The organism is Shewanella scandinavica (assembly GCF_031932065.1).
Lineage (GTDB): Bacteria > Pseudomonadota > Gammaproteobacteria > Enterobacterales > Shewanellaceae > Shewanella > Shewanella baltica.
Genome location: NZ_JAUOES010000030.1, coordinates 13,781 through 28,757, shown reverse-complemented (window position 1 = coordinate 28,757; position 14,977 = coordinate 13,781). Strand labels below are relative to the sequence as shown.

Here is a 14,977-nt window from a genome sequence, read left to right as displayed (position 1 = left end):
TTTATATTAGGCCATCAGTTCGTTTTAGAACCGCTGTTCCACGGATTAAAGGGCGCACTGCGACCCGTAGTCTCGCTACTGTTATCAGTCTGCGCGGATTGTGGACGCGCTACAGCGGCTTTTGCCTCAGGCTTTGATTTAGCGCTGCGATGCTTTTTCGCATGGGCGGTTTCAAAGGAGCCTTCTTTCGCGGGGCGTGAGGTTCTAGCCTCAGGAGCGCGGGCTTTAAAGGTTTTTGGCGTGGTATTTTTCGGCACAAAATCGAGGATAGAAACTGGCACTTCTTTGTTCGGCACAAAGCCTTCAATTTCTTTACGCACTATGATGTGGCCTAGGCGGCGCTCGATAGCACACAGGTTTCTAAAATCATCTTTGGAAACAAAGGAGATGGCTTCGCCGCAGGCGCCAGCACGACCGGTTCGGCCAATACGGTGAATATAATCATCGGCTTCATCGGGCAGATCATAGTTGACCACGCGGGTAAGGGCGTCGATATCGATACCGCGAGAAGCCACGCCGGTCGCAACTAAAAAGCGCAGTATTCCGGACTTGAAATCGACTAATAATTGCTCGCGTACCGCTTGGCTGCGACCACTGTGAATGGCTTCGGCGGCAATACCGCGTTTTTCGAGTTGGCAGACCAGTTTGGCGGCGCCTTGTTTAGTCTGGATAAAGATCAGCGCCTGTTCCCACGTTTGCTCAGTGATGAGTTTGCTTAACAGGGCTGATTTTTTATCTTTATCGACAGTGATCAACCATTGGTCGATTTGCGGTGCGTTCGCACTGTCGCGGGCAATTTCAATCTCAACAGGGTTTTCAACCGCTGTTTTCGCTAAAAAGCGCACTTGCTTAGATAAGGTTGCCGAAAACAACAGATTTTGGCGTTCTGTTGGCAGACGTTCGATGATCTTATTGATGTCTTCGATAAATCCCATATCGAGCATTCTATCGGCTTCGTCTAGGACTAATACCGAGATCTCATCGAAATGAATCGCTCTTTGGGTATACATATCGAGCAATCTGCCGGGTGTCGCTACCAGAATATCAACGCCTTCAATAAGACGTTGTTTCTGTGGTGCGGCATCGACGCCACCATACATGGCCATAGAGGTCAGCGGCAGGTATTTTGCGTATTTGGCAATATTGTCTTCTACTTGAACGGCCAATTCGCGGGTTGGGGTTAAGATCAAGGCGCGAACGCGTTTAGCCCGAATTTTCGGCATATCGGCAAACATTTGCAGTAGTGGCAACACAAAACTGGCGGTTTTACCTGTACCCGTTTGCGCGCCAGCCAGCAGGTTTTTACCTTTCAAGATCACCGGAATGGCTTTTTCTTGGATTGGAGTAGGTTGTGAATAGCCGAGCTCAGTGATGGCTCTTAAAATCGGATCGCTTAATCCAAGTTTGGAAAATGGCATTGAATGTCTCAGGTAAAGGGTCAGGTCAATAATGTATAAGCAAACTGTTACGCCAACGCGTTAACAGCGGAGCAGGGCGATATTATATACCCAAACAACCTGAAGATGCAGGATTCAGCGGTAATTTAACGCACTTTGGGCAAGGCGGTTATTTACAGACCTAGTGGGCTAAGTTAAAAATAACCAACGCGGCATAAAGTGCGTTAAAACCCGCCGGAACGGAGCGCCTAGGGCACTCCACTTCTATGTTGCATCAATTCAAAAGGTAGCCGACATTCTGTCATTGATGTGCCTTGAATTGGAGCCCCCTAGGCGCTCTGAAACTCGTATATTCAGGTAGCTTGGGTATATCAGGAGGTGAAACAGAATAGGCGATTATCATTATCTGAGTTCGTTTGGCAAAGTGGGAATTTTACCTCGAATCTGTGAATGATAAGCGGCATAAATATCGATAACTCACAATTTTGTAACCGTAGATGTATTCACGGCTAACACTGCTGCAATTATTGGGACAATATGATTAACTTAGGTAATTTTTTGCATGCCTGATAAATATCAACAAAGGACCCATAATAATGAAAAAATCCGCTATTTCCCTTGCGATAGTGTTATCGCTGGCCGGCCTTGCTGGTTGTCAATCCCATACCAGTCAAACTAAGCCTGTGGTTGCGGCTGAAGTTAAAGCCCAGTCATTTGAGCAATTTTCAGCCTCCTTTATTGATTCGCTGTGGGAGTTATCACCGACCTGGGCCTTATACAGTGGTAAGCATGTTAACGATGGCTATCTTGAAATCCCCGATGCGGCTGGTCGTGCGAAAACCTTAGCGTTTGTGAAGGCACAACAAGCCAAATTGACCCAGTTCGAGCAAAAGTCGCTGACGCCGAATGAACTGATTGATTACCATCTGATCGACAATTTACTCGGCAGCATGGCATGGGAAATTGACAGTTTTAAATCTTGGCAGTGGGATCCTTCAAGCTACAACGTATCGGGCAGTTTTGCCCAAATCATCAATGAAAACTTTGCCCCTTTAGATGACAGATTACGTTCGGTATTGGCGCGGTTAGAAAATGTTCCGGCTTATTATGCTGCCGCGCAGGCAAACATTAGTCAGCCAACATTGGAGCATACTGAATTAGCCGTGATGCAAAACCAAGGTGCATTTTCGGTGTTTTCCGAAGACTTATTAAAACAGGTCGCCGATTCTGGTTTGACGGCAACGGAAAAAGCATTATTTAACACACGGTTTGATGCTGCCACTGCCGCAATTAACGGCCATATCGCTTGGTTAGACAAATTAGTGGTTCAACTCAAGAAGGACGGTGCCCGTAGTTTTAGAATTGGCGAAGCGTTATATGAGCAAAAATTTGCCTTTGATATTCAAGCGGGCATGACGGCGAAACAGCTGTATCAAAAAGCCATAGCCGATAAAGACCGTGTTCAAGGGGAAATGGCAAAAATTACCGATAAGTTATGGCCTAAATATTTTACTACGCCAAAACCTGCGGACAGTAAGCTCGCTATTCGTCAATTAATCGATAAATTATCAACTAAACATGTTCAGCGCGATGAATTCGTGAATGAAGTGCGTAAGCAAATTCCTGAGTTAATTGAATTTGTGAATAAGAAAAACTTAGTGACATTAGATCCTAAAAAGCCACTTGTCGTCCGTGAAACACCCGAATATATGCGTGGTTATGCTGGTGCTTCTATTAGTGCACCAGGACCTTACGATAAATCTGGTAATACTTATTACAACGTGACGCCGCTCGATGGTATGAGTGATGCTTCAGCTGAGAGTTATTTACGTGAATATAATCACTGGATCCTGCAAATCCTCAATATTCATGAAGCTATCCCTGGGCACTACACTCAATTAGTTTACTCGAACCAATCACCGAGTTTAGTGAAAAGTTTATTCGGTAATGGCGCTATGGTCGAAGGCTGGGCGGTATATACCGAGCGCATGATGCTAGAAGAAGGCTATGGTAACTTTGAGCCTGAAATGTGGTTGATGTACTACAAGTGGAATTTGCGTGTTATCTGTAACACTATTTTGGATTACAGCATTCATGTGAAAGGCATGACTGAAGACCAAGCTATTGCCCTGATGATGAATGAAGCCTTCCAACAGCAAGCTGAAGCCGAAGGCAAGTGGCGCCGCGCGACGCTTAGCCAAGTTCAATTGACGAGCTACTATTCTGGTTATCGAGAAATTTATGATTTCCGCGAAGAATATAAGAAAGCGCAAGGCAATGATTTTGACCTTAAAACTTTCCATGAGAAGTTTTTAAGTTATGGTAGTGCGCCAGTGAAGTACATTCGTCAATTAATGCAAAACAAATAAGTTTATGCATAATATTAATTAGCAGAGCTCAGGCTCTGCTTTTTTATGTCGAATTGCGGCATAAACGAGAGTTGGATCTGAAGCTAAGTTGACACTGCTTATGAATAATATCATTAACGTTTTGCAAATAGTGAACCGCAAAATCTATTGCCATATAACTTAAAAACTATATATTTAGTTATATGGCATATGCAGTTTTAGCCAAATAATTTAGCGGCTTAATAATATAACCGGATAGCGTTATGTTTAATTTTTAGATTGAGATGCGGCCATTAGCGCTAGGACTTCATCGTAAGAAATGTTAAATTCTCTCGACAAGTTTATGATTTTTGTTTTGTAGGTTTGAATGTTTTCTTGCTGGGCTAATTGATGTTTCTTTTCTTCAACGAGCTCGTTAACGGTTTCTTGTAATATCAATAATCGACGTAAACTATAGTCGAGGGATTTAATATATTTACCCATTTGTTGCTTGTTACGTGCTTGCTCAAGATCCGTTGAGACTTTTTTATCATATCCATATTCATCTAGAGCCGCGATTGCGCTCTGTAAATCAAGATCAGTAGTCATTTGGTTTTCGCTTTATAACAAAGAGGTGTGAGAACAGATTGATGAAACTTTCTTATGAAACATTAAAGAGTGTCATAGGACGTTAACTATCGCAGATTATAGTGCCTATGCCAATATACACCAAGCCTTTGCTGGTTAAAATTAAATAAAAAATTCGCTGATTTTTGCTTTGACCTTGTCGGGGTCTACAATTATGGGTAGTCTAAAGTGATAGGCTATTATGGAGATTCAAATGCTTGATCTACTACCAGATTTATTTGACCACTATCCGTCTAAATTACAGTTACTTCCTCTCGAGTTTAAACCCTATGGCGGTAAGCGACTGTTTTGGGGCGAGATAGTCACAGTCAAGTGTTTTGAAGATAATTCTAAGGTAAAAGAAATACTTGCACAGGATGGGCAAGGAAAAGTTTTGGTTGTCGATGGGGGCGGCTCTCTGCGCCGCGCATTGTTAGGCGATCTCATTGCGCAAAGCGCACTAGATAATGGCTGGCAAGGGATAGTGATCAATGGTTGTGTTCGTGATGTAGCCCGATTAAATACTTTTAGTTTAGGTGTTTATGCCTTAGGTGCCATGCCGATAAAAACCGAGAAGTTAGGTCAAGGCCAAATTAATGTTGCTGTAGATATGGGCGGCGTGATGGTTACGCCCGGTATGATGCTGTATGCCGATGAAAATGGTATTGCAGTAAGTGATGAGATGTTGAACTTTGCATTTTTAAATTAACATTTTTAAATGAATTAGTCGCTTTAAATTCAAGTTGTTTTTGATAAGGATATTTATATGAAATTCATTAAGTGGCTCCTGGCCTTAGTGGTGACGCTCATTCTTTTAGTCACAGTGTATCTCACCGTGTTTTTCGACCCTAATGATTTTAAACCTGAAATAGTCGATGCCGTGAAAAAACAAACGGGTCGTGAATTAGTCATAACAGACGATTTATCTTGGACCTTTTTCCCTGTTATCGGCATTAATTTAGGTGGCGTGTCTTTATCTAATCCAGAGGGATTTACCCCTAAGGCTATGTTAGAAGTCAACAAAGCCATTGCCGAAGTGGCGTTGATGCCATTGTTTAGTCAGCAAATTGAAATTGCGGAACTGAGTCTAGATGGCGCAACCATTAATTTAGTGACTCGTAAGAATGGCACCAGCAGTTTTGATGGATTAAGTGGTGATAATAGTAAGAAAGCCGCAACTCCAGCGGCCGAAACTTCCTCAAATGCCAAACTGAACGATATTAATATTGGCGGTATTTCAATCACCAATACCCAAATTAATATGATTGACGAAGCGAAAAAGCAAACTCAAGTCTTTACCTTAAAAAGCTTCACCTTAGGTGAGTTCGCTTTAGATACATTTGCGCCCATCGCCTTTGAATTTAGTGCAACTATGCCGGACATGACGGTAAGCAGCGAAGGCAAAGGTGAGCTAAAACTAAGCCGAGACTTTACGCAACTCGTCGTCAATGGGCTCAAAATTGACACTGTGGTGGAAGGTGAAAGTATTCCCAATAAGAAACTCGAAACATCGATTAGCTTAGCGACGCAAATCGCGTTAGATAAACAGCAATTGTCCGTCGATATTGTGCAGCTTACCGCGGCGAGCATTACGGCTGCGGGTAAAGTTGGCCTGAATTACGCCACAAAAATTCCGCAAATCAATGCTGATTTTCAAGTCGGCGATATCGATTTAGATACGCTGTTACCTAAAACGGAGACCGCTGCCGCAACAGAACAAGCACCCGCTGACAGCACTCCGGCAGTTGAGCCTGATCTCTCTGCCCTTAAGCAGCTTGATGTAAAACTCAAGTTGACCGTTAAGTCTATTAAGGTTGCTAACCTGTCGACTCAAAATTGGTTGATGGATGTGGGGATTAAAAATGGCGTGTTAGATCTAACCAAATTGAATGCGGATTTATACCAAGGTAAGTTGCTGGTGAGCGCTCAGGTCGATGCACGTCAAGCGGTGGCAAGTTATCAATTCGATAAAAAAGTGACGGGTGTACAAATTCGTCCTTTGTTGAAAGATGCGGCGGATGTGGACTTGCTGGCGGGTACGGCCAACTTTGATGTGAAGGGTAAAGGTAAGAGTTTGATCCCTGAGCAGTTAAAGAAAAATCTATTAGCCAATGGCCATTTTGATATTAATGACGGGGCTTTGTACGGGGTTAACATTCCGCAGATGATCCGCAGTGCCCAAGCTAAGTTAAAGGGCGACTTATCGCCAGAAACCAAGGAAGAACGCAAAACCGACTTCTCGAGTCTGAGTGGCAGTTTCTCGCTGGATAATGGCGTTGCTACTAACCCAGATCTTGCTATGTCTTCACCTTTATTGCGTTTGGCGGGCAAAGGTACGGCGAATTTATTGACTGAAGCCTTAGACTACAGATTGACGACTAGCCTAGTGAATTCATTAAAAGGTCAGGGCGGTAGCGACAAAGATGCGCTGGCTGGAATTGACATTCCGTTGGCTATTACCGGGACTTTCCAAAAACCTGAATATGCCTTGGATACTAAAGCGTTACTGAATAATCAGTTAAAAGAAGAAACCGACAAAGCTAAGGAAAAATTAAAAGACTCCTTACTGAAAAAACTAGGAGGTTTCTAATGGTTGCTCCAATGCGCTACGCATTGCTTGTTTGCGCGAGTGCTTTTGTCGGCGGGCAACTTGTTGGGTGCTCGGCGCCTGAAGCTGCTGATACGAGTCAGTCTACCAAGGGCGAGACGACAACAGCCGCGGCGGTTCAGCCTGAGATCGTTCGCGCTGCCGATCTTGCGCTCGATGTTTCAGGTCTTAAAAGTACACCGACATTAAAGGTTGAAGCTATGACGACTGATGCTACGCCAGGACTGCTTCGCGGCGAGTTAGCCTTAGAGCCATTTGTGGATTTCAAGCAGCCAGTTAAGGCGACGTTGACTGTGACCAATACACAAATCTATGCCGTTGGCCTGCGTTACAACTCAGGAATGACGGCGGATTTGTGGCTGGTAACGCAAGAGGGCAAACGTCTGTGGGCATGGTCTGATGATATGATGTTTACCCAAGCGTTACGCGATAGCCAATTGGCAGCGGGGAAAGTGATCACCACTTCCTTTAGCATTCCGCCCAAAGCGTTTGCTGGAATACCCGCAGATGGCGCTTGTTTAGAAGCGCATTTTGCCGCTAAAGCATTAGAGTCTGATGCCGTTGTTATGGCGCCCGTTGTCTTATTACTGACAATGGAATAACGCCGGTTCTCATAATTGAAAAGGCCCTTAATAGAAAAAGGCAGCAATCCGATAGGGTTGCTGCCTTTTTGTTATCTGTGGCTCAAACTTGCTTAGGGACCATAATACTAATCATTCAGTACAAACGATGAACCTGTTTAGCCTTATGCGTTTAACTTACTTTCATCGACTACTAATTTAATCACTTGGCCTGGTTGCAAATATTGTGATTGCGCTAGGCTATTCCATTCTAATAGCTCGGCCACAGTCACGTTAAATTTGCTGGCGATACGGGCAAGTGAATCACCGGATTTGACTTTATAACTCACAGTGCGAATTTGCGCAGTTTGCTCAAGATTTTTCGGCGCTAAGATCACCAGTTTTTGACCATTTTGTAGCTTGTCACTCTTACCTAATTTGTTCCAAACACTAAGTTGTTTCACTGTCACTTTATGGGCTTGGGCGATTTCAGAAAGTGTGTCACCAGACTTAACCTGATAGGCAATTTTTGTCGATTCAGTCGCAGCGTGCGATTTCTTCGGCAATTGTTGCTGAGTCGACAGGGCATAGAGCTGTTTGTCTTGCGCATCGACAGGAATAATCAAATGCTTGCCCGCGACTATGGTATTGTTTTTCATGCCGTTGGCGGCGCGAATTGCATTAATCGTCGTGTGGTGCTGCTTCGCAATTTTGCCAATACTGTCACCTGATTTGATCGTGTAGCGTAGCCAACTGATCCTATCTTCGGTTTCTGTTTCGGCGAGTGCTTTCTTAAATTCTTCCGATTTATCAATCGGCAATACTAAGGTGTGCGGCCCCAGTGGCGAAGTGGCCCAGCGGTTATAACCAGGATTGAGCTTTTGCAGCTCAAGTGTGGTCATGTTTGCTAAACCTGCTGCCATGGCTAAATCAATTTGGCTATCAATATCAACTACTTCAATTGAAGGATTGTTGCTGATTGGCGCTAAAGTGATGCCATATTCATCGGCGTGTTTAATGACTTCGGCCAGCGCCAGCAGTTGCGGCACGTAGCGTTCGGTTTCACTGGGTAAATCCAATGACCAAAAGTCAGTTTTTAAGCCTTTCTTCTCGTTACGTTTAATCGCATTGAGCACCCGAGATTCACCCGAGTTATAGGCCGCAATAGCATAAAGCCAATTGTTATTGGTTTTATCGTAAAGATATTCCAACATGTCGAGCGCTGCAGTCGTTGAAGCGGGCACATCACGGCGACCGTCGTACCACCAGTTCATTTCTAAACCGAAATGGCTGGCCATAGGCGTGGTGAATTGCCACAAACCCGATGCCGCACTTGCTGAAGACGCCGATGGATCAAAGGCGCTTTCAATAATAGGTAATAAAGCTATCTCAATCGGAAGATGACGCTTTTCAAGCTCTTCTACGATCAGGTACATATAAGGTGCAGCACGCTCTGAGATGATCTCTAGATGCTGTGGATTTTTGATGTACCAATCGCGATATTGGTTCACCAATTTTTGATCGGGAACCGGTAACTGCATACCTTGACGAATTCGTTCCCACACATCGGTAATTTGCGCCGACGGAGCCTCAGTTGCGAGGTAATATTCTGGGACTGTATTTTCGGTTGTGACGGCTTCAACTTCTGTCTGATTAACGCCATGGTTGTCTAAAGTCTGACAACCTGTGAGTAGGGCAAATCCCCCTACAACAACATAAAGTGATACTCTCATTGAAAACGGTAGTCCTCTGTTAGTGCATAGCTTTTCTTTATAGTAACAGTATGTTTTATATGAAGATAAAGACGACGCAGCGCGCAAAGTTTTCACGCAAAACGAGCCATTCTATGGGATCTTTTCGATCTTGTCCCTTAATTATCGTACATAATGTAAGGCCATTTTTGATTTACATCATCAAAAATGGAAAAAACTGTTTAAATTTCAATCTATAATATTGCTTTTGTGATCAAAAATTATCTTTCCACTGTCTGAGCAGGGTAAAACCGCCAAGTTCGTCTAAATTGGCATGATTTAGATCGCTAAAATGCTGTTTTATACTGTCAACAATCTCAGTGTCGCTGGCACGTAGAAAGGGATTGATGGCGCGCTCTAAAGCGATGGTGGAGGGGATAGTCGCTTTGTCTTGGCGACGCAACGCTATGGCGCGTTCGTTATAGTCTTGCAGCGCGCGATTGTTGGGATTGACCGCGAGGGCAAATTTGAGGTTTGAAAGTGTGTACTCATGGGCACAATACACCCGAGTGTCGGCTGGAAGCTGGGCAAGTTGCTGCAATGAATCGAGCATTTGCGCTGGCGTCCCTTCAAATAAGCGTCCGCAGCCACCGCTAAAGAGGGTGTCACCACAAAATAAGGCATCTTCAATAACGTAGGCAATATGTCCTGCTGTGTGCCCCGGTACATCTAAGACTTGCAGCTCGCCACTCATATAGCCGAGTGTTAATCTGGGCTGCGCTGCTGCGTGCAGTGGATGGGTGATGCCTTTAATCTTCTCATTGTCTGGGCCAAAGACCGTGAGCCTGTCTTGACTGTAGGCTTGAAGTTCAGCGACGCCACCCGTATGGTCGTTGTGGTGGTGGGTCAGTAAAATCCCCGCTAGCGTGAGTTGATTGGCCTCTAGATAGTCAATAACTACATTCGCATCACCGGGATCGACAACATAAACCTGTGTTTGCGGCTGTTGTTGTAACACCCAGATATAATTGTCATTAAAGGCTTTAATCGCTGTTATAGTGAGCATAGAACTGCCTATGTCTGTATTTCAATTTGAAGATAAAGGTATTATCCATAAGTGAACAGCCTTTGGCGACCTTTGCCGCTTTTGCCCTATGGCAAAATGGCAGTAATTTTTGACCCAATTGGATACTTGTCTACCAAGCTAACGGAGGAACTCTGTGTCGCATTTTAGTACTGAGCTCAAACCCGAACAATGGAGCGACTTGCCCAATGGTGAAGCGCTGCAACAAGCCGTTGCTAAGCAGCTTGAAGATTGGTGGCCAAGAGTCTTTGGTTATCATTTGTTAAAGTTAGGGCCTTTGAGTGCCGAATTATCGAGTATGGCATCGCCAGTGGCCCATCATTTTTCACTCTCGTCATCTCAAGGCGCCTCAATTGAAGGTGATTTTTGCCATTTACCCCTGCAAAATGCGGCGATAGATGCGGTGGTGATGAGTCTATTACTCGAATTTGAATCCGATCCTTACCGTATTCTTCGCGAAACCGACAGGGTACTCATCGCCGGAGGTTATCTTTTTATCATCGGTTTTAATCCCTTGAGTCCGGTATTTTTGGGTAAGTTGTGGCCTAAGTATCAGGATTGTCTCCCATGGAATGGCCGCTTCTTTATGCCATCAAGGGTGCGAGATTGGTTAGGTTTATTGGGTTATCAAGTGGTGGGCGATGAACGTTTGGTCTATCACCCTTTAATGGGCGATTTCACCCAAGGCAAATTTTTTCAACAGAGTTTAGCGTCATGGCTGCCTAGCGCGGGCAGTTTGTATTTGATTGTGGCGCGTAAACTCGAGTCGCCACTCACGCCTATTCGCGATAAACGTAAGGTGCGGCAAACGAATTGGACCACGGCACCGACCGCGGGACGTTCAGGGCATTTATCAGAGCATTCGGAAAACTGATAAGCCATTTCTTTTTTAGTATAGGTTTTAATATGCGGATCACCTTAAGACAACTGGCGGTATTTGAGGCTGTGGCACGTAGCGGCCAAGTCGCAAAGGCAGCGGAGCAGGTTAATTTATCACCACCGGCCACTTCTATGGCTTTGGCTGAGTTAGAAAAACAGCTCAATGCCCGCCTATTCGAGCGCATTGGCAATCGATTACAGCTGAACTCGCAGGGCAATTTACTGTTGCCACTGGCGACGGATTTATTGCACCGTGTCGAGCAAATTGAGCAGGCATTTACCTACCATGGCGGCGATTTGGTTGGGCGGTTAAGTATCAGTGCCAGTTCAACCATAGGTAACTATTTGATGGCGAAAGCCGCAGTGGCATTTTGTCAGCAACATACTCAAACCCATGTGGATGTGGCGATTACTAATACTCAAGATGTGATCCAAGCGGTTGCGCAGTTCCGCTCAGAAATGGGTTTTATTGAAGGCCATTGCACTGACAATCGTTTGAGTGTCGAGGCATGGCATAAGGATAGATTACTGGTGTTTTGCCATCCGGCGCATCCTCTAGCAGGGAAAGTCGTTAAACCGGCGCAAGTGAGAGGCCAGTCTTGGGTGCTACGTGAAGAAGGCTCGGGCACTCGTGAGTATTTTGTCAATGCTGCCAATGAGTTGGATATGCAGCCAGAAGCTAAGTTCTGCTTTACTACGCCGGATGCGATTAAACTGGCGGTGAAACAAGGTGCTGGGCTTGGGGTGTTATCTGAGCTGGCGCTGGAGAAAGAAATCAGCCGCAAAGAGTTGGCGTTAGTCACGATTGAGGGATTAGTGCTGGAGCGGCAGTTTTATCGCATCACCCATAAGAGCCGTCAGGCGACATCCCTTGGCCAAGCTTTTGTGCAGTTCTGTGAGAATTTTTTCAATATCGCAGGCGTGGAACCAAATAAGCCGTTTGATAGCAATGGCCATATGCAGTGAGCTTAAGCGGTTAATTTGAACTGTGGGTTTACGGTGAGATAAATAGTGAAATAAATCATCACGCCTAAGTGTTTAGCTCAGGCGTGATGGCATCGAACTTACTTTTTCGAATTAGCTTGTATGAACTTTGGCTGTTCAAACTTAGCTAGTTTAAGTAAGGGCCACAGAGTTAAGGCTGGTAGCCTAAGTCGGGTTGGGTCGGTTTTGATTCTGCCGCGGTGCGAGCTAATACATCGCAACGTTCGTTTTCGGCGTGGCCCGCGTGGCCTTTAACCCATTGCCAGTCGATAGTGTGCATCTGTGAGGCTTTATCTAAACGTTTCCACAGGTCAACGTTTTTGACTGGGGTACGGTTTGATGTCATCCAACCTTTTTTCTTCCAGCCATGGATCCACGTCATTATGCCTTGGCGCATATATTGGCTGTCGCTGGTGAGCACGACTTGGCAAGGCTCTTTTAAGCTTTCTAACGCTATGATCGGGGCTAATAATTCCATGCGATTATTGGTCGTGAGCGCAAAACCGTCGGACATCTCCTTTGTATGGCCTTTATAATTCATTACAATGCCATAGCCGCCAGGACCGGGATTGCCTAAGCAAGAGCCGTCGGTGAAGATGTGGATCAGTTTTAGTTCAGTCATCAAATTGTTACCATAGCCGGGAATTTCGGCCGAGTATAACCAAAAATTGTCATAAGAAGCGCATAAAAAAATGAATATTATCTCTAACGCTAGCCGTCAGGTTATTTTGGATACCGAAACCACAGGTATGAACCAGGGCAGCGGCGCCATCTATTTAGGCCATAGGATCATCGAGATTGGTTGTGTGGAAGTGGTGAACCGCCGTTTGACGGGGCGTTATTACCACCAATATATCAATCCAGGTCAAGCAATCGATCCAGAAGCCATCGCCGTTCACGGTATTACCGATGAGCGCGTTTCCAAAGAGCCGCGTTTTCATCAAGTTGCTCAAGACTTTATCAACTTTATCGACGGCGCTGAAATCGTCGCCCATAACGCGAACTTCGACGTGAGCTTCATGGATCATGAGTTTTCACTGTTGCAGCCGCGTGGACCAAAAACCGCTGATATTTGTCAGATCCTCGATACCTTAGTCATCGCTAAGTTCCTGCATCCTGGTCAGAAAAACAACCTTGACGCCCTCTGTAAGCGTTATGGCGTGGATACGTCGCGCCGCGAATATCACGGTGCTTTGCTCGATGCCGAGATCCTCGCCGATGTTTATCTGATCATGACCGGCGGGCAGACAAAGTTTAATTTATCCAACGAGGAAGCGGGGCAGGAAGCGGGGGGGATTCAACGTTTTGATCCGCAATCACTTAACCTTAAAGTGATCGGTGCATCGGCCGATGAATTGACTATGCATGAACAACGCCTTGATTTAGTCGCAAAATCAGGTAAATGCCTCTGGAGAGGATAGAAAATCATTATGCCGATGTCGTGCCATAAACTTATTTTAGCGCTTTGCCTTGCTGTCACTACACTGCTTGTGAGTGTGACGTCTGTATTGGCCGCCGACCAAGAGCCCAACCAAAAAGTTGTTAAGTCGCCTAAGGCTGCCCCGATTGTAGGATTGGAGACGGCCTCAGAGCTTAAAAACCGTTTTCGTATCGACCATATGGTCGATAACATGACGCTGTTAGTTGAGCGTGAATACGGCTCTGCGCCAGTAGTGATAGTGTTGCCCGATGGCAGTAAATGGTATGCCAATCGCCATCCCGAAACCGTTAAGTGGGTCGATGGTATTACTGGCGACATTATTTACATTGAATCACCTATGCCTGGACCTTGGCAGTTGGTGGGCAAAGTCGTCCCTGGTTCGACCCTCAAAAAACTCTCTAAACTCGAAATCGAAGTGCAGCCTTTGCCGCAGCCGCTATTCCAAGGTGAGCAAGTTAAAATTGTCGCCCAGTTGATGGGGGATGCTCAGCGTGTGCGCATGCCGGGACTCGACTTTCTGGTGGAATGGACGGCTCATTTTGTGAGTAAGCACAGGGCCGGCGATGAGAACTTTGCCGCGGGTGACATTATTGTTGGTTCCTATAAAGACAATGGTGAAGATTATGATGAAAAACCCGATGATGGCGTATTTACCAGTAATCTCAATGTAAAGCAGCCTTGGGGTGATTATGAGTTTGTGGTGCAGGCACGCAACAACGTGTTTGAGCGGCAGATTTCATTTCCGTTTAGATTATCGCCGCGGCCAATTAATTTAGAAGTCATTACCCCAGACGATCCGTTAACAGGGCAATGGAAGATCATGTTGCACGTCGATAGTGCTGTGCTGCAACTGGCTGAAACGCATTTTTCCTTTGAGTTGGTGGGTCCTGCTGGCTTACAACTGCCTTTAACGGTGAATGGCCTTACTGAGCCGGACTCTGAATTAGATTTACCGACTGTGACTGAGTTTGGTAGTTATCGTATTAAAGGTTTCGTGGCGACGACAACGATTACTGGTCGAGAGATTGTGCTTGATTTACCTGAGCTATTTTTCAACTTAATTCAGCCACCAGAGCCACCACCGAGCGCCGAAGAGTTAGCTGCTGTTGCTGCACAAAAAGCGGCAGAGGAAGAAGAACTTGCAAAGAAAGATGCGATGTTTTGGATCATCACAATCAACACTATCTTATTAGTCTTGGGCGTGGTGGGATTAATTGTGTGGCGTAAACGCCAAAGTCTAGCGCAGGCCTTAGCTGCCGCTGAGTCACGTTTATTGGAGGAAGCATCAGCGAATTCAGCTGCAGCGCCTTCGTTAGATGAAATCGATCTCACTATGCCAGATGAAGCGGATAAAGACCGATAGTTCGCAGTCACTTGAT

The 14,977-nt window shown here is 45.3% G+C and carries 13 protein-coding genes; 8 read left to right on the top strand and 5 right to left on the bottom strand.

What is annotated here, in order from left to right; genetic code table 11:
- Positions 1 to 14: 14 nt before the first annotated feature.
- Positions 15 to 1,418, bottom strand: coding sequence for a DEAD/DEAH box helicase (locus tag Q4Q50_RS19435; protein WP_311900723.1), 1,404 nt, complete (start codon positions 1,416 to 1,418; stop codon positions 15 to 17).
- A gap of 575 nt (positions 1,419 to 1,993) precedes the next feature.
- Here Q4Q50_RS19435 and Q4Q50_RS19430 point away from each other — a divergent pair.
- Positions 1,994 to 3,766: a DUF885 domain-containing protein gene (locus Q4Q50_RS19430; protein WP_311900721.1), complete on the top strand. Its 1,773-nt coding sequence runs from the start codon at positions 1,994 to 1,996 to the stop codon at positions 3,764 to 3,766.
- Positions 3,767 to 4,012: 246 nt separating this feature from the next.
- On the opposite strand, the gene Q4Q50_RS19425 is transcribed toward Q4Q50_RS19430, so the two are convergent.
- Entirely contained in the window at positions 4,013 to 4,333 is a 321-nt protein-coding gene (locus tag Q4Q50_RS19425; protein WP_311900719.1) for a hypothetical protein, read from the bottom strand.
- A gap of 232 nt (positions 4,334 to 4,565) precedes the next feature.
- Between Q4Q50_RS19425 and Q4Q50_RS19420 the strand changes: the two genes are divergently transcribed.
- Genes Q4Q50_RS19420 through Q4Q50_RS19410 form a run of 3 tightly spaced genes read left to right on the top strand, consistent with a single transcriptional unit; the run spans position 4,566 to position 7,561 of the window.
- Entirely contained in the window at positions 4,566 to 5,060 is a 495-nt protein-coding gene (locus tag Q4Q50_RS19420; RefSeq protein ID WP_259541252.1) for a putative 4-hydroxy-4-methyl-2-oxoglutarate aldolase, read from the top strand.
- A gap of 57 nt (positions 5,061 to 5,117) precedes the next feature.
- The gene (locus Q4Q50_RS19415; protein WP_311900718.1) at positions 5,118 to 6,941 is read left to right on the top strand and encodes an AsmA family protein; all 1,824 of its coding nucleotides are present in this window, start codon (positions 5,118 to 5,120) and stop codon (positions 6,939 to 6,941) included.
- The gene (locus Q4Q50_RS19410) at positions 6,941 to 7,561 is read left to right on the top strand and encodes a BsuPI-related putative proteinase inhibitor (protein WP_311900717.1); all 621 of its coding nucleotides are present in this window, start codon (positions 6,941 to 6,943) and stop codon (positions 7,559 to 7,561) included. The genes Q4Q50_RS19415 and Q4Q50_RS19410 overlap by 1 nt, the downstream gene beginning before the upstream one ends.
- Positions 7,562 to 7,704: 143 nt before the next feature.
- Here the strand turns inward: Q4Q50_RS19410 and Q4Q50_RS19405 are convergent, their stop codons facing one another.
- Together Q4Q50_RS19405 and gloB are read right to left on the bottom strand one after the other, a co-directional pair.
- On the bottom strand, positions 7,705 to 9,252 hold the full coding sequence (locus Q4Q50_RS19405) for a lytic transglycosylase (RefSeq protein WP_063884328.1): 1,548 nt from the start codon (positions 9,250 to 9,252) through the stop codon (positions 7,705 to 7,707).
- A gap of 232 nt (positions 9,253 to 9,484) precedes the next feature.
- Positions 9,485 to 10,276, bottom strand: coding sequence for a hydroxyacylglutathione hydrolase (gene gloB / locus Q4Q50_RS19400; RefSeq protein ID WP_311900716.1), 792 nt, complete (start codon positions 10,274 to 10,276; stop codon positions 9,485 to 9,487).
- 154 nt (positions 10,277 to 10,430) lie between these two features.
- Here gloB and Q4Q50_RS19395 point away from each other — a divergent pair, with 154 nt between their 5' ends.
- Together Q4Q50_RS19395 and Q4Q50_RS19390 are read left to right on the top strand one after the other, a co-directional pair.
- Positions 10,431 to 11,168 carry a class I SAM-dependent methyltransferase gene (locus Q4Q50_RS19395; protein WP_311900715.1) on the top strand — a complete coding sequence of 246 codons (738 nt, stop codon included), beginning with the start codon at positions 10,431 to 10,433 and terminating at the stop codon, positions 11,166 to 11,168.
- Positions 11,169 to 11,200: 32 nt separating this feature from the next.
- On the top strand, positions 11,201 to 12,139 hold the full coding sequence (locus Q4Q50_RS19390; RefSeq protein WP_006081488.1) for a LysR substrate-binding domain-containing protein: 939 nt from the start codon (positions 11,201 to 11,203) through the stop codon (positions 12,137 to 12,139).
- A 169-nt stretch (positions 12,140 to 12,308) separates the two neighbouring features.
- Here the strand turns inward: Q4Q50_RS19390 and rnhA are convergent, their stop codons facing one another.
- The gene (rnhA, locus tag Q4Q50_RS19385) at positions 12,309 to 12,779 is read right to left on the bottom strand and encodes a ribonuclease HI (RefSeq protein ID WP_006081489.1); all 471 of its coding nucleotides are present in this window, start codon (positions 12,777 to 12,779) and stop codon (positions 12,309 to 12,311) included.
- Positions 12,780 to 12,849: 70 nt separating this feature from the next.
- On the opposite strand from rnhA, the gene dnaQ reads away from it, so the two are divergent.
- Together dnaQ and Q4Q50_RS19375 are read left to right on the top strand one after the other, a co-directional pair.
- Entirely contained in the window at positions 12,850 to 13,578 is a 729-nt protein-coding gene (dnaQ, locus tag Q4Q50_RS19380; protein ID WP_006087270.1) for a DNA polymerase III subunit epsilon, read from the top strand.
- A 9-nt stretch (positions 13,579 to 13,587) separates the two neighbouring features.
- Entirely contained in the window at positions 13,588 to 14,961 is a 1,374-nt protein-coding gene (locus Q4Q50_RS19375; RefSeq protein ID WP_311900713.1) for a TIGR03503 family protein, read from the top strand.
- The last annotated feature ends 16 nt before the right edge of the window (positions 14,962 to 14,977 follow it).

What these genes read in the sequence shown, in the direction of transcription:
- gloB (WP_311900716.1), bottom strand. Translation starts at nt 10,276, where the DNA reads ATGCTCACTATAACAGCGATTAAAGCCTTTAATGACAATTATATCTGG.
- dnaQ (WP_006087270.1), top strand. Translation starts at nt 12,850, where the DNA reads ATGAATATTATCTCTAACGCTAGCCGTCAGGTTATTTTGGATACCGAA.
- Q4Q50_RS19390 (WP_006081488.1), top strand. Translation starts at nt 11,201, where the DNA reads ATGCGGATCACCTTAAGACAACTGGCGGTATTTGAGGCTGTGGCACGT.
- Q4Q50_RS19405 (WP_063884328.1), bottom strand. Translation starts at nt 9,252, where the DNA reads ATGAGAGTATCACTTTATGTTGTTGTAGGGGGATTTGCCCTACTCACA.
- Q4Q50_RS19420 (WP_259541252.1), top strand. Translation starts at nt 4,566, where the DNA reads ATGCTTGATCTACTACCAGATTTATTTGACCACTATCCGTCTAAATTA.
- Q4Q50_RS19425 (WP_311900719.1), bottom strand. Translation starts at nt 4,333, where the DNA reads ATGACTACTGATCTTGATTTACAGAGCGCAATCGCGGCTCTAGATGAA.
- Q4Q50_RS19375 (WP_311900713.1), top strand. Translation starts at nt 13,588, where the DNA reads ATGCCGATGTCGTGCCATAAACTTATTTTAGCGCTTTGCCTTGCTGTC.
- Q4Q50_RS19430 (WP_311900721.1), top strand. Translation starts at nt 1,994, where the DNA reads ATGAAAAAATCCGCTATTTCCCTTGCGATAGTGTTATCGCTGGCCGGC.
- Q4Q50_RS19410 (WP_311900717.1), top strand. Translation starts at nt 6,941, where the DNA reads ATGGTTGCTCCAATGCGCTACGCATTGCTTGTTTGCGCGAGTGCTTTT.
- rnhA (WP_006081489.1), bottom strand. Translation starts at nt 12,779, where the DNA reads ATGACTGAACTAAAACTGATCCACATCTTCACCGACGGCTCTTGCTTA.
- Q4Q50_RS19415 (WP_311900718.1), top strand. Translation starts at nt 5,118, where the DNA reads ATGAAATTCATTAAGTGGCTCCTGGCCTTAGTGGTGACGCTCATTCTT.
- Q4Q50_RS19435 (WP_311900723.1), bottom strand. Translation starts at nt 1,418, where the DNA reads ATGCCATTTTCCAAACTTGGATTAAGCGATCCGATTTTAAGAGCCATC.